This is a genomic window from Ktedonobacter sp. SOSP1-52 (genome assembly GCF_016587395.1).
Window position 1 is genome coordinate 827135 of the sequence record NZ_BNJH01000005.1, and the last position, 24455, is coordinate 851589.

General features: G+C 53.7%; 20 protein-coding genes and 1 pseudogene. 5 read left to right on the top strand and 16 right to left on the bottom strand.

Annotation, left to right across the window (positions count from 1 at the left end):
• Positions 1 to 63: 63 nt before the first annotated feature.
• From JMJ16_RS44075 to JMJ16_RS44105, 8 genes and pseudogenes are all read right to left on the bottom strand, one after another.
• Positions 64 to 2469, bottom strand: a complete 2406-nt coding sequence (locus JMJ16_RS44075) for an FAD-dependent oxidoreductase (protein WP_201391974.1) — start codon at positions 2467 to 2469, stop codon at positions 64 to 66.
• A 263-nt stretch (positions 2470 to 2732) separates the two neighbouring features.
• The gene (locus tag JMJ16_RS44080) at positions 2733 to 4547 is read right to left on the bottom strand and encodes a tetratricopeptide repeat protein (RefSeq protein ID WP_255553308.1); all 1815 of its coding nucleotides are present in this window, start codon (positions 4545 to 4547) and stop codon (positions 2733 to 2735) included.
• 96 nt (positions 4548 to 4643) lie between these two features.
• A pseudogene (locus JMJ16_RS56265) lies at positions 4644 to 5513 on the bottom strand (helix-turn-helix domain-containing protein); the annotation flags it as partial.
• Between the two features lie 42 nt (positions 5514 to 5555).
• The gene (locus tag JMJ16_RS44085) at positions 5556 to 6224 is read right to left on the bottom strand and encodes a transposase (protein ID WP_201377911.1); all 669 of its coding nucleotides are present in this window, start codon (positions 6222 to 6224) and stop codon (positions 5556 to 5558) included.
• Positions 6221 to 7249 carry a hypothetical protein gene (locus JMJ16_RS44090; RefSeq protein WP_201377840.1) on the bottom strand — a complete coding sequence of 343 codons (1029 nt, stop codon included), beginning with the start codon at positions 7247 to 7249 and terminating at the stop codon, positions 6221 to 6223. Before JMJ16_RS44090 ends, JMJ16_RS44085 begins: the two co-directional genes overlap by 4 nt.
• 284 nt (positions 7250 to 7533) lie before the next feature.
• Positions 7534 to 9192 (bottom strand): isovaleryl-CoA dehydrogenase, encoded by a 1659-nt coding sequence (locus JMJ16_RS44095; RefSeq protein ID WP_201391976.1) that lies wholly within the window; start codon positions 9190 to 9192, stop codon positions 7534 to 7536.
• Positions 9193 to 9291: 99 nt separating this feature from the next.
• On the bottom strand, positions 9292 to 9600 hold the full coding sequence (locus tag JMJ16_RS44100; RefSeq protein WP_201391977.1) for a protealysin inhibitor emfourin: 309 nt from the start codon (positions 9598 to 9600) through the stop codon (positions 9292 to 9294).
• The gene (locus JMJ16_RS44105; RefSeq protein WP_201391978.1) at positions 9584 to 10852 is read right to left on the bottom strand and encodes a M4 family metallopeptidase; all 1269 of its coding nucleotides are present in this window, start codon (positions 10850 to 10852) and stop codon (positions 9584 to 9586) included. Before JMJ16_RS44105 ends, JMJ16_RS44100 begins: the two co-directional genes overlap by 17 nt.
• A gap of 454 nt (positions 10853 to 11306) precedes the next feature.
• Here JMJ16_RS44105 and JMJ16_RS44110 point away from each other — a divergent pair, with 454 nt between their 5' ends.
• Positions 11307 to 11627 carry an RNA-binding protein gene (locus JMJ16_RS44110; protein WP_201374287.1) on the top strand — a complete coding sequence of 107 codons (321 nt, stop codon included), beginning with the start codon at positions 11307 to 11309 and terminating at the stop codon, positions 11625 to 11627.
• 326 nt (positions 11628 to 11953) lie between these two features.
• Here the strand turns inward: JMJ16_RS44110 and JMJ16_RS44115 are convergent, their stop codons facing one another.
• Positions 11954 to 13084 carry a M4 family metallopeptidase gene (locus JMJ16_RS44115; RefSeq protein WP_201391980.1) on the bottom strand — a complete coding sequence of 377 codons (1131 nt, stop codon included), beginning with the start codon at positions 13082 to 13084 and terminating at the stop codon, positions 11954 to 11956.
• A 249-nt stretch (positions 13085 to 13333) separates the two neighbouring features.
• On the opposite strand from JMJ16_RS44115, the gene JMJ16_RS44120 reads away from it, so the two are divergent.
• From JMJ16_RS44120 to JMJ16_RS44130, 3 genes are all read left to right on the top strand, one after another.
• A complete protein-coding gene (locus tag JMJ16_RS44120; protein ID WP_201391983.1) occupies positions 13334 to 13963 on the top strand; it encodes a LysE/ArgO family amino acid transporter in 630 nt (209 codons plus the stop codon).
• A gap of 115 nt (positions 13964 to 14078) precedes the next feature.
• Positions 14079 to 15059, top strand: coding sequence for a phosphotransferase enzyme family protein (locus JMJ16_RS44125; protein ID WP_201391985.1), 981 nt, complete (start codon positions 14079 to 14081; stop codon positions 15057 to 15059).
• Positions 15060 to 15280: 221 nt separating this feature from the next.
• On the top strand, positions 15281 to 16252 hold the full coding sequence (locus tag JMJ16_RS44130) for a heme A synthase (RefSeq protein WP_201391986.1): 972 nt from the start codon (positions 15281 to 15283) through the stop codon (positions 16250 to 16252).
• A gap of 85 nt (positions 16253 to 16337) precedes the next feature.
• On the opposite strand, the gene trpA is transcribed toward JMJ16_RS44130, so the two are convergent.
• The 3 genes from trpA to JMJ16_RS44145 are packed head-to-tail and all read right to left on the bottom strand — an operon-like array spanning position 16338 to position 19312.
• Complete coding sequence (gene trpA / locus JMJ16_RS44135; RefSeq protein ID WP_201391988.1) at positions 16338 to 17153, bottom strand: tryptophan synthase subunit alpha; 816 nt, start codon at positions 17151 to 17153, stop codon at positions 16338 to 16340.
• Positions 17074 to 18330 carry a tryptophan synthase subunit beta gene (gene trpB, locus JMJ16_RS44140; RefSeq protein ID WP_201391990.1) on the bottom strand — a complete coding sequence of 419 codons (1257 nt, stop codon included), beginning with the start codon at positions 18328 to 18330 and terminating at the stop codon, positions 17074 to 17076. The genes trpA and trpB overlap by 80 nt, the downstream gene beginning before the upstream one ends.
• 16 nt (positions 18331 to 18346) lie before the next feature.
• Positions 18347 to 19312, bottom strand: coding sequence for a sugar-binding transcriptional regulator (locus tag JMJ16_RS44145; RefSeq protein ID WP_201391992.1), 966 nt, complete (start codon positions 19310 to 19312; stop codon positions 18347 to 18349).
• A gap of 41 nt (positions 19313 to 19353) precedes the next feature.
• Between JMJ16_RS44145 and JMJ16_RS44150 the strand changes: the two genes are divergently transcribed.
• Complete coding sequence (locus JMJ16_RS44150; RefSeq protein WP_201391994.1) at positions 19354 to 19686, top strand: hypothetical protein; 333 nt, start codon at positions 19354 to 19356, stop codon at positions 19684 to 19686.
• A gap of 141 nt (positions 19687 to 19827) precedes the next feature.
• Here JMJ16_RS44150 and JMJ16_RS44155 read toward each other — a convergent pair whose 3' ends face one another.
• The 4 genes from JMJ16_RS44155 to JMJ16_RS44170 form a co-directional block, all read right to left on the bottom strand.
• Entirely contained in the window at positions 19828 to 20460 is a 633-nt protein-coding gene (locus JMJ16_RS44155; protein ID WP_201391996.1) for a hypothetical protein, read from the bottom strand.
• A gap of 204 nt (positions 20461 to 20664) precedes the next feature.
• Entirely contained in the window at positions 20665 to 22050 is a 1386-nt protein-coding gene (locus tag JMJ16_RS44160) for a substrate-binding domain-containing protein (RefSeq protein WP_201391998.1), read from the bottom strand.
• Positions 22051 to 22318: 268 nt separating this feature from the next.
• On the bottom strand, positions 22319 to 22864 hold the full coding sequence (locus JMJ16_RS44165; RefSeq protein WP_201392000.1) for a hypothetical protein: 546 nt from the start codon (positions 22862 to 22864) through the stop codon (positions 22319 to 22321).
• 231 nt (positions 22865 to 23095) lie between these two features.
• Entirely contained in the window at positions 23096 to 24448 is a 1353-nt protein-coding gene (locus tag JMJ16_RS44170) for a hypothetical protein (RefSeq protein WP_201392002.1), read from the bottom strand.
• Between the last annotated feature and the right edge of the window lie 7 nt (positions 24449 to 24455).

The window sequence follows — 24455 nt, forward strand, 5'->3', positions numbered from 1 at the left end:
TTATAAGCATGGTGCAAAAAGAGAGGGTGGCGTGCCCATTGGGCACGCCACCCTCTCTTTTTGTTATTCGCGGATGCCGCGGGAGGGTAGGGGGCGAACTAGTGGGCTCATGACGGGCAGGCTCTTCTTGCTGCGGGGGAGGCGCTGGCGTACCAGGTAGTCGGGGGCCTGGGCCAGGTCTTGCTTCTCCAGGGTCACGTCCTCACCGAAGCGATTGAAGAATGAGAGCTCGAAGTTGGGGGTCTCACCCAGTGCTCCGTGAGGGCAGACCTCGACACAGTCGCCGCAGAAGATACAGCGGTCCAGCGCGAAGGCATAGCGCGTCAGGTGGCGCTCGGCCATCATCAGTGAGCCGGTCGGGCAGACCTGGACACAGGCGCCACAGGAGACACAGTCGGTATCATGCAGGCTGACGTTGAACGGGGTCGAGACGATGGTGTCGAAGCCCTTGCCAAACATGCCGTAGCAGTCGGGGCCGATGACGTCATGACAGACACGGACGCACTGCGTACAGTTGATGCACTTGTTGGGATCACGCAGAATGAAGCTGTGCGAGAGGTCCGTCTCGTAGTCATGGTAGTCGCTTGGCTCGCCGTCATGGAAACGGTTATCGGCCAGGCCATGCTCGATACTGTAGCGCTGAAGGTCGCACTGTCCAGCCGCCGGACAGGCACATTGGAGACAGCGAGCAGCCTCACGTTGGGCCTGCTCTTGCAGGTAGCCCATCTCGATGATGCTAAAATTGTGTTTGCGCTCCTTATAGGGCAACATTGGCATTTTAACCCTGGGCTCGACTGGCTTATAGGGCACGATGTCGAAGAGGTCGGGTTTGCGCTCCTCCAGTTCCAGGCGGCGCGCGACCTCGCCCATGTCCTCGCCCAGCAGGAAGGCGTGGATCGAGCGTGCGCCCAACTTGCCCTGCGCCACGCATTGAATAATTGTGCTCGCCCCGAGTTGGCAATCACCACCGGCGAAGACGCCATAGCGGTCGGTCATAAAGTTAAAGGGATTGGTCTGGATGGTTTTCCACGTCGTCCATTGCACGCCAGCCTGCTCATTGAGCACGGAGGTGTCGACCTTCTGGCCGATGGCCGGAATGAGCGTATCGCAGGGAATAACAAACTCGGAACCGGGAATGGGGATGGGGCGGCGGCGACCGCTGGCGTCCGGCTCGCCTGGCCTTGTGCGCGCATACTCGACCCCAACGACTCGGCCATTTTCCGAAAGCACGCGCTGCTGAGCCGCGCCGACCAGGAGGCGCGTTCCCTCAGCCTCGCCGTCCTCGATCTCTTCATTCGTGGCCGTCATATCCTTGCGTGTACGGTAGTAGGTCGTATGAACTCTGGCGCCCAGGCGCAGGGCGGTACGCGTGCAGTCAAAGGTCGTGAAGCCTCCGCCAATGACGACGACCTCGTTCCCTTCTTTGACGGGTGTGGCCTTGCCCTCGACCTTGTCATAGAGGAATTTGATGGCGTTGACCACGCCATGCGCGTCCTCGCCGGGGATGCTCATCTGATTGCTAGTCCAGCAGCCGATGGCGAGATAGACGGCGTCGAAACCCTGCGCGAAGAGGTCATCGACGGTAAAATCTCTGCCCAGCTCGATATTGGCTTGCAGGTCTACTCCCAGATCAAAGACATGTTGTAGCTCGCGGTCCATCATATCTTTTTGCAAGCGATACTCAGGAATGCCATAACGCAGCATCCCGCCCGGTTGGGGCTGTTTATCAAAGACCTTGACGTAGTGCCCGCGTAGCGCCAGGTAGTAGGCGCATGAGAGACCTGCCGGACCCGCGCCCACGATGGCGACGCGTTTGCCCGTGGCTGGATCTTTCTCATATGGTATGGGGGGATCAAGCAGGCAGGCCTCGGCGGCGTGACCATGCATGCGGCAGATGGCGATCTCCTCATCGACGAGCTTGCGACGGCAGCCGTCCTGGCAGGGAGCCGGACAGGTCAGGCCCAGGATATAGGGGAAGGGCAAGACCTCTTTTACCAGGTGTGCGGCCTCCTTCATTGAACCCTGCGCGATCAACTCCAGATAGCCAGGAATATCGATATGCGTGGGGCACTCGACCTGGCAGGGAGGCTGGCAATAGGCGTTATGGTCGGAGAGCATCATCTCCAGGTTGGTGCGGCGAATATGAAAGAGTTCATCCGAGTTTGTCTTTATCACCATGCCGGGTTGAGCAGGCGTATTGCATGAAGGTAATGGCCGCTTCTGACCCTCGATATGTACCAGGCACATACGGCAGGCCGAGGTCGGCTCCAATTTCTCATCATTACAGAGATTGGGGATGTCTTGAATGCCATTATCAATGGCCACACTCAGGATGGTCTGGCCCTCATAGGCCTGCATTACTCGTCCATCGATGGTCAAGGTAAAGGAGGGCTGCCCATGCTCATCGCGTGTAGCCGCCCTGGCTGGAAGTGTAGTGGTGGCAGGTTGATAGGTAACGAGACGCGACATAGATCTTTTCCTTGCAACTGTCTTGCTATTTTTAGTTCTCTTCTTAGAATAGGCTCCCATCTGGCGCAAAACAATCACAAGATATATCAGTTTACCTATCAGTTTCTGTTCGTATTAACACTTTGCATTTCGTGCACCTATTACCTGGATAAGTCACTCTGTTCTCAGCGTCTGCGACGCTTCGCAAGGGATAAGGGTGTGGTGGCAGGGCTGGCTGCACCAGCCCTGCCACCACACCCTTATCCCGCAGAACCTCATAGAGTCTATGCTTGCATGGACTCTACAAGTTTGGCTAGCAGGGCGCGGCTGGAGAGGAATTCTGGATGATCGGCATCCCACACGCGTTCACGGAGGGCGAGGGCACGTTGAGCCAGGGGAAGCGCCACCTCGCGCTCTCCTTGCTCTTGATAGAGCGTGGCCAGACTATGCAGCGTGTTGGCGAGCGCCGGATGGTCGCTGCCTAGCGCCTGTTTCTGAATATGTAGGGCACGCTTAAGGTGTCCCTCGGCCTGGGCAGCGTCTCCCTGGAGGCTATAGATCATGCCAAGCGTGGCCAGGCCTTCAGCGAATTGGGGGTGGGTGTCACTGAAGATCTCAAGGAAGACCTGGTTGGATTGCTGGAGTGTCTCCAGGGCCTGGGAATATTTTCCCTGGAGCCCATAGACGAGACCCAACATATTCAAGCAGGCGCCAACCTCTGGATGGTTGGCGCCAAGGCTGCTGGCGAACACTGTGCAGGCCCGGCGCAGAAATGCCTCTGCCTGGGATAGGTCACCCTGTAAGCGATAGACAAGGCCGAGGGTGCGCAAACTCTCGGCGGTATCGGGATGCGTGTGCCCGGCTACTTGCTGACAGATGGCGAGAGCCTGCTTGAGAAGGGCTATGGCTCGATCATACTGCCCCTGGAGCCCATAGAGCAGGCCCAGGCCGCGCAGAGATGGAATCGTCGAGTAGCGCGCGGTCTCGTCGTCACCATCAAGCTGGAGAATGGTTTGCTGATAAAGCTCCTCTGCTTGTTGATAGTGTCCCAGCAGCTTGTAGATGGTCGCGAGGCTGCTTATACTCTCGATGGTATGTGGATGGGTAGGCCCAAGCGTCTGCCGACTGAGCGCGACCGCATGTAAGAGGAGGGCTTCAGTCTGTTGATACTGCCCTTGCTCATAAGCCAGGTTGGCAAAGAGCTTGATAAGCGGAACAAGGTGTGGATGGCCTGGTCCAAGTTCAAGCTGGCGTAGTGTGAGAGCGCGCTGGAGCAGGTGCTGGGCCTGGGGAAGCCGACCCTGCTGGAGCGCGAGGCGCCCGCTATTTTCCAGGGCCTCGCTCAACTTTTGGTCTTCCGCTGACAGCGTGTGCTCAAGCAACTCCAGGCTCCTGGCATAGGCCTGCTCTGCTTGCTGATAAGCGCCCCTGGCCTCATAGACCAGCCCCAGGCAGCTATACAGATTAGCTTCCAGATTGGCCTCCAGATTAGCCTCATCCTGACACCGAGTTGATGCCTGGGGAGACTGGCGAAGCAGCTCCAATGCCCTATGAAGAAAGCTCTCGGCCTGGACATATTGCCCCCGCAAGGCGAGATAGCGAGCCGCCTTATAAAGGAGAGAGGTCGTTTCTGGAGGCGTTGAGTGTGTCTGTTTCAGAGATTCCAAACTCTGCAAGACCTGGGGGAGTAGTTGTTCATTCAAGCGTAGGGCCTCTGTGTTTGGCTCCTCGGTGAAGACCCGGTTCAGGCCGCGCAGGATACGTGCTAACCAGGTGTCCTGCTGCTCCTGGGATAGAGCATCGCGCAGGATGGCCTGAACAAGGCTATGGACTACCAGGCTGTGTGTTGTGGCCTGGCGATAGAGAAGCGACAAGGCGCGCAGGCGGGCAATGGCGTCATCTAGAGCCAGGGGATCGCTCAGGACCGGAGCCAGTTGTATCCCTAGTTCGGGGGCGAGCAAACTCAACAGCTCTTCTGTAATGCCCTCGCACTGCAAGAAGGCGCAGCAGTACAGTAACTCAGCGGCGGCCTGCTGCTCCTGTTCCAGGCGCTCGATGCAAAGGGAGATGGTGCCAGCGATGGAGAGCGGATGCTCCATGGGATTGCCGCCACGCCGGGCGAGCAGGTCTTTACGATGACGCTGATAGCGTGCCAGGTAATCGGCCAGGCTGCATCCTGTCTCCTCTATATAGGCTCCTGCCTGGTCGAGGGCCAGGGGGAGGCCACCGAGGAACTTGCCGATGGCGCGTGCCTCATGCACGTCCTGTTCCTTAATAGTGTGCAAGGATGCAGACACAGCGAGATACTTTGCGCGGCGCAGGAGCAGGAGCGCGCTCTCCTCATCACTCATCTGCTTAAGGTCGATGTGCTGTGCCAGGGGGCCAGTTGCCTGGGCACGCGTGGTAAGCAGGATGTGACCATTAAAGAGAGAAGGCAGGAGAGGTTCGATGACCGCGACCTGTTCAACGTTATCCAGGATAAGTAGCCAGCTCTCATGTGTTTCAAGCCATACACGTACTAGTTCCAGAGTCGCCTCGGGAGCTTGTTCCTCAAGTATGGCAGTGGTACCGAAACGACGAGCGAGGTCCTGGCAGTGCCGGGCCAGCATCTCTGTAGTCTCGGCGGGGAGCCAGAGAATGGATTGGTAGGCGCTATAGTAGCGGTAGGCATATTCGAGGGCCGCCTGTGTTTTACCGATGCCACCCAGGCCACACAGGGCGTATATCTGCGTGGGGGATGCCTGCAAGCGGGTATGTAAGCGCTCCAGAAGAGCTTCGCGACCCGTAAAGAAGGGATTGCGCCGGTAGGGGAGATATTTGAGTTGTTGGGGAAGCTGTGGGTGATCGATAGGTGACCCTGGCTCAAAGGACGTGCCCTGTTCTGCTTGCTCGTCAGGAAAGAGGCCGAGCTCAGTTGCACTTTTGTCAAAGAGAGAGCAGAGCTTCAGACGAAAATAGGGGCTGGGGGCCGTAGCCCCACGCTCCCAGCGGTTGATCGTGATCACAGAGACCCCAATACGATCCGCCAGTTCTTGCTGTGACCAGCGATTGCGCAAGCGTTCAGCTCTGAGTCGTTGATTGGCACCAGCAGGAGCGTTTTTTTTCCGTCAGGGCAGAGATACCGACTGAGTAGCCTCGGTCCAGCGTGATTCGAGCGAGGCCAGCACGGAAGAACGCTTGTGACGGAAACGAAACCGCGTGAGCTGCTCCTGCTGGGCACGGGTCGTCTGCTGGCGCAGTTCTCTCCACCGGCCCCGGTCAAGCTGAGCAATCTGGCGCTGCAAGTGGTGGCGGTGGGTCTCATCTTGCTCCCACCAGGGCGCATAGGCCACGCAGCGCCCATAGCGCAACAGATACGCATTCCAATTCTTGCGCCCGCTCACCCGGCGATACTGCGTTTTGAGCGCGCGAATGCTGCGCTCCATGTCATTGTTGGTGCGCGGAAAGTCCTCCCGCTCATAACACTGCACCAGGTACGGGCGCAGATTCGAAAGCACCTGCAGCAGCTCCCGTAGGCTCTCCTGTTCCAACTCCGAGAGGGGGGACGTTTCCAGAAGTTGGACCATCTGCTCGCGCCACGCGTCCAGGCGTCGTCCCACGCTCTCATTGCTCACGGGTTCTGCGAGCGTGCGTGCCGCTTCTTTCACCAGGATCGCTTCGACCTCACAGAGCCAGCCATACATCCGCTTGACCTGTCTCAGGTGCTCTGCCCAGGTTGCCCGTTCTGTCACAATTGCCTGCAGACGGGTGAGCTTCTGTTCACACCGCCGACTCACGGCGCCCCCTTTTTGAGCAAGTGCTGGAGACTGGCTTCGATCTCCTCCAGCATCTGGCTTGCCTCGACCGTCGCAAAAGTCAGCGGCTGCACGCCGTCGATATTGAGCGCGGTCAAGATCCCAGTGGCGTACGCATCCAGCACGCGGAGCTGCTCGGCCTCCTGAGGCGAGGCGGTCACGAGGGCCTTCTTGATCTGTTTGCGCACCGCACGAACCTTCGGCTGTAAGCGTTTGCGGATCGCCGTTTTCGCCGCTTTGTCTGCTTCAAAGGCGGTCTTGGAGGCATCGCGCAGCGCATGGAACTGACACACCTGATGAGGGACCTCCGGCCAGAGCTCCTGGAGTGCCAGCAGCTCACTTTCCTGGGCATCGCTGATCGTGCCCAGCACCTTCACCCCCAGCTCAACCACCGGAGTCAAGAGTGCTTTCATGACGGCAGTCTCCGAGGAGAGCACATTCTCGGCCACCAGGACCCGCCCAGTCAGCGCATCGCGGACCAGGTACACTGTCTCGTTCCCTTTGTCAGGCTGAATGCCGTCGATGGCAACAATGATGCCCCCGTTCTTCTCGACTTGGGCCAACCACTCCTGGTCCTCGTTGGCCGCACTCGCTGCCCGCAGCAACGTGCAGTACGCATCAAACAGGTAGAGCACTTCTCGGCGCGCGATCTTGACTCCCAACGGGGCCAACCGGGCCAGTAACTCGCGATGGATCTCGTCGACGGTTTGGTGCTCGACCAATCGCAGCCGCCCCACCAACAGCACCACATCCACCCCATACGTGAAGTGGGGCAGGGCCAGCGCATCCGCTCGCGCACTGCGATACGTCCGCTGATGGCCCACACACTGCGCATCGGAACAGCGGTAGCCCGCATGCACCAGTTTGATCACCTCCTGCAACGTGACCACCGTGCGTTCCGACAAGGTGACGGCCCGCCGGAGTCGCTTCTGGCAGTCGGCACAGTGTGTCACTTCGGGACGGTAAAAACGTCGGCTGACCTGGGAAAATGTCCGCGCAGGTTTCATGCGTTTCTCTCCTGGCTGTTTCTGAGATCCTTTCCTGGTGGAGAGTGTACCACATGGGCTCAGTCGGCATCTCTGCCCCTACGGTTTTTTTCATCGCGCACGATCTTTCCAGAGGGCCCATAATCAATAATGGAGCTAGGAATGTCCTTTATGGTTATGGTAGCGGCTTGTCCCGTTTTTAGCAAGCCTTTTTGTCGCTTCGGGTGCGATTCAAAACCCGAGGCGGCTTCCGAAGCCGGTAGGGACCAGCCGCGTCCCTACCGGCCTGGGAAGCCATATCATGTTCAGGATGGAAGGGAGCGGGCCAGGATAGCCTGGGCGTCGATGCCAGGAGGGAGGGTGCCGAAGGCGTGGCCCCAGGCGCCACCCAGGCGCGAGGCACAGAAGGCGTCAGATAGAGAAGCGGGTGCGTGCTGGACCAGGAGCGCACTCTGGAGTATCAGGGCCATGCGCTCGACGAGGAAGCGGGCACGCCACTCGATGTTATCCAGGTGAGAAAGTTCTTGTTGCAGGGCCTGGACCGCCTCGTCGAGGTGTTTGTTCGCGGCGCGGGCGGGCGCGACCTCAGTAAAGAAGCTCTCCAGAACCTGGGGCTGTTTGGCGAGGGCACGCAGGACATCGAGGCAGTTGACGTTGCCAGAGCCCTCCCAGATGGAGTTAAGCGGCATCTCACGATAGAGGCGCGGCATGATACTCTCTTCGACGTAGCCGTTGCCACCCAGGCACTCAAGTGCCTCCGCCATGCACGTAGGGCCGCGCTTCGTTACCCAGTATTTGCCGAGCGCCGTCCCCAGGCGCTTGATATGCTCCTCATGTGTGCTGGTGGGAGCCTGGTCGCAGGCGCGCGCTAGGCGCAGCGCCAGGGTGATCGCCGCTTCGACCTCGAGCGAGAGGTCCGCGAGCACATTGCGCATCAAGGGTTGGTCGAGCAGAGGCCGTCCGAAGGCCTGGCGGTGACGTGTATGATGCAGGGCCTGGGTCAGAGCCTGGCGCATCATGGCCGTGCTGCCCAGGATACAATCCAGGCGTGTGTAGTTCACCATCTCAATGATTGTGCGCACGCCCTGACCCTCTTCACCGACCAGGAAGGCCACGGTCTGCTGAAACTCGACCTCGCTAGAGGCGTTGGAGCGATTGCCAAGCTTATCTTTCAGGCGCTGAATGAAGAAGGGATTGCGTGTGCCATCGGGGAGGACGCGTGGCAGCAGGAAGCAGGAGAGTCCGCCGGGAGCCTGGGCCAGGACGAGAAAGACATCGCACATAGGGGCGGAGCAGAACCATTTATGACCAGTGAGCAGATAGATGCCCGCGCCCAACTCGCCAGCAGGAACGGCGCGCGTCGTATTGGCGCGTACATCGGAGCCACCTTGTTTCTCGGTCATACCCATGCCGCAGAGGAGGCCACGCTTCTCTGTGGCGAGTCGCAGACCGAAGTCGTATTCGAGTGAGAGGAGGCCGGGGAGCCAGGTCTGGGCTAGCTCTGGCTGGTGGCGCAGGACCGGAATGGCGGCATGCGTCATAGAGATCGGGCAGCCGTGACCCGCCTCCACCTGGGTAAAGAGGTAGAAGCCTGCCGCGCGTGCGACCTGCGCACCGGGACGCTCCTCGCGCCAGGAGAGCGCGTGTGTTCCCCAATTCACTGCCGCTCCCATAAGCTGATGCCAGGCCGGGTGAAAGCTTACCTCATCAATGCGATGGCCATAGCGGTCGTGTGTGTGAAGCTCGGGTGGATAGTTATTAGCCTCAAAGCCCTGAGTGATAACCTCACTGCTGCCCAGGTAGCCCCCCAACTCGCTTAGGCGCTCTTCAGCCCAGCCAGCGCCTTCGCGTTGTATTCCGGCGATGAGCGCGCTATCGAGAGTAAAGGGGTTGTATTGAACAAGAGGTGGTGGCTGATTGGCAACAGTATGTGTCGAAATAGCTGGCTGAGCGAATAAGTCCATGAAATGCTCCTTTGCAGTAAATGTTGGGGTAGTTGGTGTTGGTGCTCCCTGGCAGCCTTCGGCTGCCAGGGAGCACCAACACCAACTACCCGTTCTATTTTACTCTCTTTTGACACGAAGGCGATCTTTGACAAACGAGAGGAGAGCCTTTATTTGCGGGTCCTGCACGGGATCGCAGACCTGCAAACTATAGTGGTTGGCTCCATCATCGACTGTAAGCATATAGTGCATCTGGTCGGCCCCGCGGCACGTGTGCTTCGATGGTCGGGAGTGATCGAAGACGCGTACTTTGTCAAGCAAGCGTTGTAGCTCCTTAACCTCTTGAGGGGAGAGAGACGTACTATCCAGAACATGGGACTTTGTCATGCCTGGGAAGTATGCCAGGCCGCCTTCAGTCCGCAGCGTCACTTTCATCTGGCTCCTCCGATAAATCTTGAGGTAAATTCTCAGGAGTATCCTGGGGAAACTGCCAGGGAGCATTGTCTTCAGCGTCATCTGGAATGGGCCAGTTTGAACTGCCTGTATTACCAGGCGTCGTAATCACTATTCCAGTTGTTGCATCTGTGCCATCTGTGGGGATGGTGCCAATGCTGGTTTTCAATACCTTGACAGCTTCCCAGGCCTTTTGAACCGCCTGTTGTTCCTGGCTGTTGGCACCATAGAGTGCGGACGCGTGCTTGACGGTCAGTGTCGCGAAGTCATTAAAGTTGGCGGACGGCTTTAAGGCGCGATCACACAATGTTATATACCAGATGCGCCCCGTTTTCTCCCAGGCGTGACCACCTATCGCGATAGCAGCCAGGTAAAAGGCATGATTCGGAATTCCCGAGTTTACATGTACACCACCATTATCGTCGGTCATGTCAACATAGCCATCCATGGTGGCAGGTTGGGGATCTTTTCCCAGAACGGGATCATCGTAGGCGGTACCAGGCGCTTTCATGGAGCGTAGTGCCTCTCCCTGAACCTTGTCTGTAAACAGGCCTTTACCAATCAACCAGTCGGCCTGATCGGCACTCTGGTTGAGCGAAAACTGTTTGACCAGGGAGCCAAAGACATCTGAGATGGATTCATTGAGCGCGCCCGGCTGGTCATTATAGTCGAGATTGGCTTCGCTACCTGTAACTCCGTGTGTTAGCTCATGCCCAATGACTTCAAGGGCAATGGTAAAGCGATTGAAGGTGTCGCTATCCCCGTCTCCAAAGACCATTTGTCCACCATCCCAGAAGGCATTGTTATAGCTGACATCATAGTGAATGGAGGCATCCAGGGGTAAGCCTTTGTTGTCGATGGAGTTGCGGCTATAGACCTGTTGATAGAAGTTATAGGTCCATCCTAAGCCATCGTAAGCTTCATTCCCCGCTTTATCAGTGACAGGAGTCTGTCCCTCATGGCGAATCAAGCTGCCGGGGAGATCGGTTGCATGTCGGGCGTCATAGATGGAGCGTTCTGGTCCGACGGCCTTGGCGACGGCGGTTTGCGGCAATTGTGCTTGTAGCAAGGGTATGGAACGAGAGCGGACAGCACGTACATACTGATCAAGTTCCAGTGATTTCAACGCGCGGTCGCGTTGTTGGAGCGTGCCACGTTCCGCAATGGAGGAGAGTATGTGTGGTGGAACAATTGTGTGTAGGATGCGAGGCGTGAACTGTTGTTGCATGAGAAGAGTGTCTCCTTTCGTCTCACAACATCTTCAACCAACCCTGGTCAACACTCTGTGTAGGATGCGCAGTTTTGTGTCAGTTACTTATACTCTAAAATATAGCACATAAAGCGGAAAATGTACAAAAAAAGAGTTAATGTGTGGCGTAAAAATGCCAGCGGCATCTTCACGCCACACATTAATATAATCAAGCGAGCCATGTAGTAGTGAGAAGTCCCGCCGAATAATCCCGGCTAGCCGCCTGGCTCGGATAAGTAATTTTGTCACACAATGATAAAAAGCTTCCATTCTGCACAAAAATAGTCTTGACGTTATGCCTTTCAGGGAATAGACTATCCCTATATGTTGTTTTTGATAACGTATGGCATCAGAAGGAATTGGATCGCTCCTGTGAGAGTTGGTTTCACGAGCATCAATTGTCGAGAGATGTCAGCACAGGAGCAGAATTAAGATGAGAATTTACGTTGGGGGCCTCCCCTACCAGTCAACCGAGCAGGATCTGATCCAGCTTTTTGAGCAGATCGGCCAGGTTACCTTCGCCACAGTCATCACCGATCGTGAGACCGGGCGCAGCAAAGGCTTCGGCTTTGTTGAGATGAGCAGCGATGACGAGGCCCGCGCGGCTATCGAGCAGCTGAATGGCTCAACCCTGGGCAACCGCACCATTACGGTCAACGAGGCCCGCGAGCGCCGCGCTCCCGGTGGTGGTGGTGGCGGCTACCAGAGCCGCGATCGTCGCTCAAATGGTGGTGGTTACCGCGACCGCTACTAAGCGCGTAGATCACTAGCAGTGAAAAAACAAGAGACGCCCTCCCCAGCGAGGGCGTCTCTTTTACTCTTATAATAAACACCTTCAATCTCATAGACGCCCGATTTATCGCGCGTGAGGCGATTTATCGCAGTCATACAGAGTCCCTGGCACTTTTCTATAATGGTATATAGTTGCATAGTATACACAACTGGTCATCGTTCCTTGCACCAGCTGCCATGAAACGATGCGCCGTCAGGAAAGCATACTCGTGGTTCTGTATTTCTGCGATAAATCGCCTTATGCGCGATAAATCGGGCACCTATGGGTGCGTGATCATGGGAGAGCGATCAATCGGCGGCCTGTCCTTCGTGGGAATGAGTCGTTGTGGCCCCAAGGACTTTGACGGTCTCCCAGGCTTGCCGCACAGCCTGTTTCTCGAGGCTCTTGGCGCCGTAAAGGGCTTCGGCTTGCTTGATAGTGAGTTGGGCAAAATCGCTAAAGTTGGCACTGGTCTCCAGATCTGGGTCAGTCAAGGTTTTATACCAGATGAGGCCGGCTTTTTCCCAGGCATAGCCTCCTAGTGTGCTGGCGACCAGATAGAATGCGTGATTCGGAATGCCCGAGTTGATATGTACGCCTCCATTATCGTCGGTCGTATCAACGTAGTCATCCATGGTGGCAGGTTGAGGATCCTTCCCCAGAACGGGGTCATCATAGGCCGTGCCAGGAGCTTTCATGGAGCGCAGAGCCTCTCCCTGAACCTTGCTGGTAAACAGTCCCTTGCCAATCAGCCAATCGGCCTCCTCTGAGCTTTGATTAAGAGAGAACTGCTTCACCAGAGAGCCAAAGACATCTGAGATGGATTCATTGAGCGCGCCCGGCTGGCCATTATAGTCGAGATTGGCTTCGTTACCTGTAACTCCGTGTGTTAGCTCATGCCCAATGACTTCAAGGGCAATGGTAAAGCGGTTGAAGTAATCGCCATCGCCATCCCCAAAGACCACACACTTGCCCACATCATCCCAGAAGGCATTGTCATAGTCCTGGTTGTAGTGAATGCTGGCTTTGAGGGCGAGACCTTTGTTATCGATAGAGTTACGGTTAAATTTCTGTTTGTAGAGTTTGAATGCCCAGCCTAGACCACCATAAGCTTCATTCACGGCAATATCGCTGTTAGAGTCCTGGCCTTCTTTACGGACGATTTTCCCAGGAAGCCGACTGGTGTATTGCACATCATAAATGGTGCGTTTAGCTTGTCGAGCCAGGATGGTATGATCCTCCTTGTCGGACTTGTCTGCCTTGGCATGAGTTTCAGCCTGCTTATATGTGTCGGGTGCTGGATGAATATGCTGCTGCTGCTGATGTTGCAGTGTCTTGAGGGCACGCACACGCTGTTCGGCCGTGCCATGATTTGCGATAGAAGACAGGATGTATGGTGGAACGATACCATACCTGGAGTGTCGGGTGGAGCGCTTCATGAGAGAGTCTCTCCTTTCATCTCACAACATCTTCTGTCAATCACCACAAGAGAACCCTCTAAAGGGGGAGAAAGCATCTAATTAAGGAAGACGCCTGTAGCATAAGTATAAAATATAATAATGGTTTTTACAACTGTGCTACTTTAAATAGAATTTACTGTATGTTTTGTACTGTAATAATTTGCTAATTAGCTTTACTGGATGTGGTAAATTATGAGGAGCAGTGTCAGTCAAGAAAGTTGAAGGAGCATGCCACAGATAATTTTGCCCCTCTTGCAGGGATTTGGCCTTGGGATGAGCCTCATTGTTGCTATTGGTGCGCAAAATGCGTTTGTGTTGCGCCAGGGATTGAAGAAGCAGCATGTTTTTCTGGTGGCTGCCCTTTGTTCGTTGTGTGATGCCGTGCTTATCTTGCTGGGAGTTGGAGGACTCGGAGCAGTGATAAATGCGCTTCCTGTCTTAACCCTGGTGGCGACGTGGGGTGGCGCATTATTCTTGCTGATCTATGGCCTTCGCTCTTTTCGCGCAGCCTTTCAATCGGATAAACTTAACGCACATGAAGTGGCTGGAGAACCTACACGTACGCGCGAGGTCATGCTGGCGGTGCTGGCCTTTAGTTTACTCAATCCACATGTTTACCTCGATACGGTAGTACTCATCGGAAGTGTTGGTGCCCATTATCCCTCTGGAGAGCGCCTGTTGTTCGCCCTGGGGGCTATGCTTGCCTCGCTCACCTGGTTCTTTGCCCTCGCATATGGTGCTCGCTGGCTGGCGCCATTATTTTGTTCCCCTCTAGCCTGGCGGGTCCTGGATTGCTTGATAGGATGTATCATGTGGTTTATCGCAGCCTCCTTGATCTGGAGCGTGCTTTATCGTTAGAAAATATGCATGAGGATTGACAGAAACATAGAGCAAAATCTATAATGCGAACCACTGCTGTGCAATCTCCCGCGCAACCCCCTATTTTTGGCAAGTAGAAAGTGAGACTCCTTCTATGAGCATGTCACCTGTATCTTTTGAAGATGATCCCGTATTACGTGAAGCACTTGTGCGCTATGAGGTTGATCCTGCGTCGCTGAGCTTCCTGGGCGGTTTTCGGAATCGGGTCTATGAGTACAGCCAGAATGAGCAGCGTTATATTCTGCGTATCTCGTCTGAGAGCCAGCGCTCGGCTGATATGATCCATGCCGAGATGGATTGGATGCATTATCTGGCCGGGCGAGGCCTTGCGGTCGTTGACCCTTTGCCCTCGCAGAGGGGGAATTTTGTGGAGGTCATTGAGCATGAGGGGCGGCAGGTTCCGGTTGTCGCTATGCACAAAGCTCCAGGGAAGCATCCAGGTAAAGAAGAGTGGACGCCCGAGCTTTTCGCGGCAATGGGACGCTTTGTTGGCCAGATGCACCAGGCGACCAGAGAATACATGCCAGCCATTGCTACTCAGCGCAGGCCTGCCTGGCACGAGGACCTGGATGTCTTCGCGCAGGAGTATCTGCACGCCGTAGATGCCGACATCGCGGCGAAGTTTCAGGCCATTCGCGCCTATCCAGAAAGCCTACCCCAGGAGCGTGACGCCTATGGCCTGATCCACGCCGACTTTCACCGGGGCAATTTTCATGTACTGAATGGGCGCATCACCCTGTTTGACTTTGATGATAGCCAGTACTCCTGGTTTGCCGAAGACCTGGCGATGGCTGTATTTTATGCTATCTCGCCCCAGGCCCAGAGCCAGGAGGAGCTAGACTTCGCACGCCAGTTCTACCAGCACTTTATGGAAGGCTATAGCCAGGTCTACACTCTCGATGCCACGTGGCGACAGGAGATCCCCTACTTCCTCAAGCAGCGCGAGATCAATCTCTACATCGTGCTGACCGCGCTCAAATATGAACTGCCGGAGGGTTCATGGTCGGAACGCTTTATGCAGAATCGTCGCCAGCACATCCTGGAAGATGTCCCTTTTGTGGATATAGCGTTCTAAGTTGCCTCGCTACATACAGATAGAACACCCTGGACTTGTGGGCGGGGACTGTGTTTCCACCTGACATACCGTGCTATAATATGCAAAAATAAACAACTACCTTCTGTAGGTGGTGCATCCTGGCTGCCTGAGGCAGCCAGGATGCACCACCTACAGGGCGAGCGCCGCAGGCGCGAGGGGCTTGCCAGCCACAAGATACAAAAAGAGATAATGGAAATAGTATGACACTGCGTTTGATGAAAATATTGGCCATCCTGACCTCTATCGGCGCATATATAATGGTGCTGATGGGGGCCATAGTTACCAAAACTGGAGCGGGCCAGGGATGTGGTACCTCGTGGCCGATCTGTAAGGGACAACTCATACCCGCGTATATGTCGGTTGATTCGGTGCTGGAGTACAGCCATCGTATCGCCTCTGGTATCGATGGCTTCTTGATCCTTTTTTTGACGGTCTGGTCCTGGTGGGTCTTCAGGCATAATGGGCGCGTCAAACTGCTCGGCTTTATGAGCCTGTTCTTCGTCATCCTCCAGGGTGCTCTGGGTGCGGTAACCGTCATGTACGAAGGCACCTTCGCCGAGGAGTGGATTCTCTCGCTGCACTTCGGTTTCGCATTGATCTCCTTTGCCAGCGTTATACTGCTTACCATTTATCTTTTCCAGATGAAAGCTGGTAAGGCTGTGGAAAAGCGTGAGGAGCGGAAGCCAGGCCTGGTGAGCAAGAGCATGCAGTACGTAGTCTGGGGTATCACCGCCTACTGCTACATCGTCGTCTACACGGGCGCCCTTGTGCGTCACTCCTCCTCCACCCTGGGTTGTGGCACGCAGTGGCCCGGCTGTAGCACACTTGTGCCAGACCTCGCCAGCCATCCCGGCGTGCAGATGTTCCACCGTTATGCTGCTACACTGATTGGCCTGCTCATCGTGGGCCTGCTCATCTGGGTTCTGCGCCGTTATCGCGAGCGCCGTGACCTCGTACGGGGTGCTTGGCTCGCGCTCATCATGGTTATCTTGCAGGGCGCGGCCGGCATGCTCACCGTCGTCACCGGTGGCCAGCTTGTCGTTGAATTGCTGCATACCACGCTGATCGCGGTCCTCTTCGCGGTCCTCAGCTTTCTCTGCATGCAGGTTGGCTGGCCCTGGAAGACCCGGCAACCCGTCGAGCAAGTCCAGATGGCCTCCAGCCGCGGGTAAAGAATTTTCTATTGAAGAAAAGGGGCAGAATGTAAGGCAAATTGTCTTACATTCTGCCCCTTTTTTGTTATGGCTTGTGCTAGCGTCATTCAGGCCTGAGAGAAAGCAAAAATTTCCTTACACCGGTTGTTCCTTCTGCTTCCAATACATTGAGTAATGTGCTCCCCACAATGGCAATATCACTCTTGTTGACGAGATAGCGAACATCATCTGGACGCTGAATGCCAAACCCGACTGCAATGGGAGTGGATGAATACTGACGACATCGTAAGAGGAAATCTGTTGTCGCATCACCAAAAGATGTTGGTGATCCGGTCACGCCTTTTCTTGCAGCACAATACAAAAGTCCTTCTGTCTTGCCCGCTAGATACTCCATTCGCGTATCTGGTGTGTAGGGAGTAACCACCAGAATGGGGTCAACATGCTCTTGCTTGCAGGCAGCAAAGTATTCATCGCTCTCCTCGGGAAATGCATCGGGCACTATCAGCCCACGAATTCCAATGGACCCGGCGGTTTCAACGAACCGTTTTACTCCATATTGGAGTAAAATATTATAATACGTCATGAAAATACAAAAGAGAGGGAAATCTCTCGTTACTTTTTGCGCAAAATCCAGACACTGTTCTACGGTCGTCCCTCGTTCCAATGCTTTTTGGTTTGCCTTCAGAAACAGCGGACCATCCGCAATCGGCTCGGAGAAAGGAATTTGTAACTCCACCAGATTCACGCCACATTCGTGGAACAGACGGATCATTTCATAATTCGTCTCGAAATCGGGATAGCCTACAATTTGATGCGCCATCAGCAAAATAGATTTTCTTTTACGCTTTTCCAGAATCTCCTGAGCGAGATTGCTGATATTGCGTGCTTTTCCGCTGGATAAAAGCCTGCCATTCTTCATCTTGTAATCCTTCCGCTATGTTAAAAATATCTTTATCGCCCCGGCCCGACATATTAATGATGACGCTCTCACCCTCCGAACACTGTTGCATCTCCCGAAAAGCCCCTGCAAAAGCATGGGCAGATTCTAATGCAGGAACAATGCCTTCTTTAGTCATGACAAGTTGGAGGGCATTCACAACTTCCTCGTTGGTCGCTGCTTCGAAGCGCACGCGCCCACGTTCTGATAAATTTGCGAGGAGGGGTGACACGCCTGTATAGTCAAGTCCCGCTGCAATACTGGAAGTCTCTAACATTTGCCCGTCTTTGTCCTGCAGAAAGAGGGTTTTGTACCCTTGGGCGATGCCAGTTCTGCCTTGCCCATACGCGATTCGTGATGCATGCTTTCCGTCTATTGGCCCTTCTCCCCCAGCCTCTACTCCAACCAGTTCAACTTCTTCGTGGGGTATGAACGCTTGGAAAATACCAAGGGCATTCGACCCTCCACCCACACAGGCATAGACACGATTGGGAAGCTTGCCTTCTAAGCGAAGAATTTGTTCCTTGGCCTCGGTCCCAATGATCGATTGAAATAAAGCTACTAGAGCTGGAAAAGGATGAGGCCCTGATGCGGTTCCCAGCAAGTAATGGGTTGTTTCAAAACTCGAAGCCCAGTCTCTCAACGCCGCATTCATAGCGTCTTTTAAGGTGTGAGAACCAGCTTCCACAGGCACAACTTCCGCGCCGAAGCGTTTCATCCAAAAAACGTTCGCATACTGGCGTTCTACATCTTCACTCCCCATGTAAACGGTAGCCTTTAAACCGAACTTCGCTGCTACAATGGCTGTTGCAACCCCGTGTTGTCCGGCACCTGTTTCAGCAATGACGCGTGTTTTGTTCATCCGTTTCACGAGCAGCGCTTGCCCCAAGGCATTGTTCAGTTTATGGGCACCTGAGTGATTCAAATCTTCCCGCTTCATGTAAATTTTGGGTCCACCAAAATACTTTGTCAGCCCTGCGGCATAGGTGAGTGGTGTTGGACGACCGGAAAAGTTTGCCAGGCTATCCTGATAGTCCTGCCAAAACACGGTATCATTTTGTATTTCAGCGAACTTTTCTTTTAATTCATGAAAAGCAGGGAATAGAATCTCAGGAATAAACGTCCCTCCATATGATCCGTAGTAACCATTTACACTCAATTGCTTTATCTCCCTATTATTTATTGTGCTTATGAAAATCTAAAACCCGTTGGGCGGTCTCGAGATCTGTCACAAGAGTATCAATCCATTTTCCTCGCAACGTTGCCGTGATTGCTTTGACTTTATCCTGGCTACCAGCGACACCGATGACATGGGTATGTGGTCTCAGCTCTGATATGTCAATGCCGAGCATTCTTGCTTTTGCAGAAAAAGCGATGTTCTCTCCTTGAATGTTGAGAAAGGACGCGCATACGTTTGCCACGGCTCCTTGTCGAAGGACATCGTTCAAATCAGCATTTCCAAAGTAACCAGTTTGGACAATCGTCGCCTCCTTTGAGATCTGACCAATACCGACAACCGCCACAGTACTCTTCCGAGCAATCTCAAGTACGTTGGCTATTTCTGGCTCTTTCATCAAAAGCTCTTTGGTTTCCTGGGAGACAACAACCGCAGGTGCATGCAGAAGCCAGTAGTTCGCTTTCATCCTTTCAGCAAACATCATGGTATTCGAGTTTGCATGCCAGGATGAGCCAGTAGAACCCCAGCCACCGACAAGTGGAGTAAACTGTAGCCCGTTTCGTGCAAAATACTCTAGCTCAGCAGCAACAGCAGTAACCGTACGCCCAGCCATAACTCCTACAATATCGTTATCTTTGAGCATTGATTCGAGAAGCACTGCACAACTTCGCCCTAGTTGGTGAAGAAGTCTTTGTTCAGAATGTTCTTCTATGCTTACGACAAAAGCATCGAGAATACCAAACGTTTCAATGAGTTCCTGCTCAATGTTCTGCTCTCGTGAATAAGGATTGTTAATCGTGATGTTGACAATCCCTTCGGCCCTTGCAGCAGCGAGCATTCGACTCACGTGAGGTCGTGAAATACCTAATCGTTTGGCAATGTCCTGTTGATTGAGTCCATCTTCGTAATAAAGCCGACTGATTTTAACCAGTAATCGTACCCTTTCATTTTGCAGATCGGTCATTTTTTATCTCCGCAAATTATGTTTGCACAAATGTACATACAATGAAATATTGTACATCTCTATTATGCACCTTCTTTCGATTTCTGGCAAGTATCCAGTACAGTAAACATGAAGGCCGGTTAGCATATTTCATTACCTACCAGGTCTACGATCTTGGGCCGAGTGGTGACTGTGACGCGAACGCGCTCTGGGTGGTCGAGACCGAACCTGGAGTCGCCTTTGTGGGCGATCTGGTCTTCAATGGAATGCACTCCTATGTGGCTGATGATCACCTAATTGAACATGAACTGGTGCCGCTCACACAGTACGCTGGTCTCGCTATCTTGCCTTGGAGTCCGCTAGTCGGTGGTTTTCTCAGTGGTAAGCACACGTGAGAAGGGCAGAGAAGCAATGCTCTCCTCTTGTTCCTGAACAAGGGGAGAGCATTGTATAGGCAAAACATACCTCTTCGTGACATGCACCACGCCTAAGGAGGAAGCATTTGTGGTAAGGCTTCCTGCCTTATATGTTAAAAACTAATAGAGATGGATGGTGCATTTATTGCCTGTGGTGTACATGGTAGTTGTATCCACAGATAATGTGGAGCTCGGGTTGATGGTCACCTTTACCGCAGAGTCTGGAGTGGCATTACCCTCGCAGTCGTCAAGTTTTGTACCATTCATTTCCTTGGCTGGCCCCATCCAGAGGTCCGCGTGGTTGGAGCCATTCTGGCATCCCTGGGGATCGGTATCGCCGCACTGGTCTTCCATAACAAAATATTTCTTGACCAGGGGGACGTAGATGATACTACCAATGGGGAAGGTCGTTTTCAGATCTTTATTGGGGGCAGCGAATGTCACGGGATTGTTGTAGGTGCCTGTACCCTCGGTGGCATGATTGTGAATAGTGGGATAGCCATCGGATTTGGGATAAGCGATATCGGCTGATCCATGCTGGTTCTCGGTCGCGCCGGAATTATCGTTATATCCATACCAGGTCACAACGGTGGTCACACTCTTTTGCTTGCCATCTCCACTGGGTACATACTTATGGTTGGCGCTCGCCTGGCTGGAGGCGGCATGCGCAGCCGTCATCGCTCCTAGCGCAGTAATCAATACAAGGGTTAATGCGATCATAGATAACGTGCGGAGAGGTGTACGTGCTGACATGTTTTCATCCTTTCGTGCGATAGTGATACGTATACACAATTCAGTGGCGAAAAGCCACAAGAGTTACTAGCGCAGAAACATGATGAGCACAACAAGGGAAGCTTGTATCCTTGCTGAAGGTTTCTGAGTTTTCTGTTCTCTAAAGAAGCCTCCTTTCGCGTTTGCATAATAGTGAGAACGAATAGGCCAAGGAAATGGTACGCTTTATGGAAGCAACGGTTCTGAAGGCGATGCGACGGGACTGCGAAAGTTGGCTCCGCAGGATTCACGTACCACAAGTTCAGCCGGGAGTTGGATGTGGATTGGTTGTTGCTGAGAAATGGATGTGTTCTTGTCATCCTTTCCGAGATATAAAGTTGCCCGGTGAAGCGTCTCATTATTCAATGAGCCTGGCTGTTGTAGCAGTGAGAGCAACAGGGAGACACCGCGCTGCCCCATTTCGAAGTAAGGTTGTCTCACTGTCGTCAATGGAGGACGTGTATAGGCCGAGGGACGGTCTCCATCGAAGCCAACAAGGGCGATATCCCTGGGTACAGAGAGGCCATACTCTTCTGCGGCTGTGAGCACTCCATAGGCCATTTGATCACTGGCGGCAAAGATCGCTGTTGGTCGTTTCTCGTGCGGAAGCTCAAAGAGCGTAGTAGCACAGGCTCGACCACTTGGAGGGAGAAAATCTCCCTCAAGAATAAGGTCGGCGTCCGGGAAAAGCCCGGCTTCGAGAAGTGCCTGGCAATATCCTTGATAGCGAGCATAGGATACCAGGTAGTGAGCGGGGCCTTTAATATGGGCGATCCGCCGATGTCCGAGACGAAGCAGATGACGCACAGCCATGTATGCACCTGTCGTATTATCTACACCAATCCAGGGAATCACCTGGGTCTCTTGATCATCAATCACCACCACTGGAAATCCCTGTCGTGAGAGTTGGGTTAGTCGTGAAGAGAGGCGTCCAGGGAAAATAGCCACCAGCCCGGCGCTCAGCGGAGTCGCGAGAAAACGCTCAATGAGCGCCTGTTCGCTATTCTTTGGTTCTTCGTCACTGACGCTATAGAGTGAGAGATCATACGGACTCTCTGATATCGTCTCGACCACACCCCGCGTAAGATCGGGAATGACTGACCAGACCCAGCCAGGAATGAGGACACTGATCGTGGAATGTTGCGCTATTGTAGGTTCCTGCTTTGGCGAAATAAGACCCTGCTCTGCGAGTGTTTGCATTACGATGTCACGGATGGCGGTTTCAACACTCGCTTGCGAGGTAGTCGCACTGGTAATGGGAGGAAACACAGAGGGATGAGTATGCTGACTCTTGCTCTCTGCTCGTCTCCGATCCTCAGTATACTGTTTGTGTGGAGCAGGCTGGTCGGGAAGGACTTCGCAAAAGTCGCTCAGCGTACAACTGAGCGCGTTGCACAATGCCTGAATAGTGGAGAGGCGTAAAGCGTTGGGAACGTTATTCAGTAGCGAGGAAATAGCCTGCAAAGAAAGCTGGGTGTTAGCTTTCTCCTCAAGCAATGTCTGCAACTCAGTGGGTCGATAAATATGATGGTTGACTGCTAGCCACTGCTTCAGGTTCCATTGCACTGGCATGCTGCTGCTCCTAATATGCTAATGTGCTGATGCTCAAGTAAAACTTACGTAATTCAAGTAAATAATACATGATTTAGGTAAAATTTGTCAATGCTAGGGTAAATGGATCATGACGGCCTCTTGGGAGTTGTAGTAATTGGAGGGAGTGGTCGCACGGTACAGATCGCATGGAGAAGGAAAGAGGTCGTGCGCACTTGAGAGTGTCATGTGGACTCTCTGGCGGAATAGTCCACCAGAGAGTCCACTCATTTTTGTCTAAAACGAATAGTTACAGGCCAGTAGGGAGGTCAGGGGTGGCGGGCTGCCAGGGCGAGTTATCAGCCAGGGGAGCATTGAAGTCGCCGGGTTTCTTATCGCCAACATAGGTGTAGAGGGGATACCCCTGGTAGAAGACGACTTTGTGGCCCTGAGCGTCGGTACCCACACTTAGTTTACCAGGTAGCTTGGTAGTCGAGGTAGGCGTTGTAGTACCCTTGTAGACCAGAGGCTGCCAGGTTTTGGCGCATGATCCATCACAGGTAAAGCCACTCGTTCCCTGCCACTCATGAACATACAACGTTATGCCTTTAAGGGTTGTCAGAACGGGGAACGTGCTTCCCACCGCTTGATGAGATGGGATATTGCCTACCGACACCACAACTGAAGATGAGCGTTGCTGCTGGGTGCTCATGCTGACCGGTTGTGTCGTAGATGTATTGAGCGTTGTTGCAAGTGTAGTTGCACTCGTTGTCGAAGTGGCAGAACCACAGGCCGCCAGGATCCCAAGCAGCAGCGATGCAAACAACATGTTGAAGATGAAGTTCTTAAGACGCATAGTGTTGTATTCTCCTAATCTCTCAATATTCTGTTGAGACATTCTTATTTTTTAGGTGTATATATATAGCATTTACTTGTCACACACACTATCGTTACGTATATCTAATTGTTACACTTTGTGGCCGATTAATATTTTGCTGATTAAAGAGCAAAAACACGAGTTGCTTCTCTCCCTTTCTGGGCTTCAAGGTGTGGGGACGAGGAGGTGAGAAAAATAGGGCAATCCCGCTCAATAAGCCACTTCCGGGCCGGACGCGGGCGGCGTGGCCTGGTCGAGGGGGACGCTGACCTGGGTGCCGTTGATGGTTATATGTAAGATGGCGGGCACAGGGTCGGCGGCGTAGGGGGCGCGATTACTGGTCGATTTGGCTAGTTTGATCAGGGCTTCGATGCGATCAGCGGCCGAGGGAGAGAAGCGTTGTTGTTTGTTGAATTTGAAGCCGTTGAGCGCGGCGATAAGGTACCGGACGGCAATGAGCGCGAGCGGGTCACCTGTGAGTTGGGCGGCGAGACGGTCCAGGTCGCGATAGGCCCTATGCGGATAACACATCAGTATAATGAGAGCCAGGATGGGCAGGCCTATGAGGACAAGTAGTGAAACTATGATGCGAAACGCCGTAAAAGGGAAGATCTGTACAGCTTGAAGCCAACTCAGCCATGCTAGAAAGATCCCCACCAGCCAGAGGTGGCGCAGGAATACCTTGCGTGTCAGGCGTTTTTGTTGCATGGCAATGCCCAGGCAGACCAGCGCGTCCTTCTGCCGCCAGTCCGTAGCCCTCAACAGCGCTTCGCTGATGATCAGGACCGGACGCTGTCCCATGCCAACGATGCGTACTGTATGTCTACCGACGATATCATGGGCTACCTGGATGGAGGCGAACTGAATGTTAGCGAACCTGCACCAGGCGGCGATCCTTGGCTCCAAATAAGCCCAGCGGGTGCTTTCAATTGGCTGAAGTATGGCCCTGCGTTTCTCATGCTGAAGCGCGAAGATGTCGCCTGATAAAAGAAGTAAAATAAAGGGTGTTAACTGTACAATGGGCGGAATGGCATCTGTGTTAAGGCCTAATTGCTTGCTTATCCAGACCACTCCTCCCAGGATATAGAGGCTGGGAAGAAATATGAGCGCCTGTGGAAAGAGGTAGTTGTAGATGTAGACCCTCCTGTATTTGTCACCTGGCAGGTTATTGACATGAAAAGTATGCAGCGCCAGGGGATCGGTGGCTATGACTGTACTAAATGCAAGAAGCCAGATTGTAACAATCAATGAATTGATAAAATACGCTTCGATGAGCTGCCTTAAACTTGAGCGATAAAGATCGTCATTCAATGCAATCATGATGCCGCTGATGATCAGTAGCACAAAGAAACCTATAATATAACTTACCACGTTAGATAGTCTTGTGCTCATATCAGAGCAGGCGGCTGCGTAGTGGAAATAGCCATCAAGGGTGGTTTTCTGCCCGTAGCTGCTGGCTACGATCTGCCGGAGTTTACGTATGTTGCGTTGTCCTATGATGGCAGAGATGATTACCGGGATAAGCAGGGCAGACGCGAGTAAAAATATTGATATCAACAGCATAGCGTTT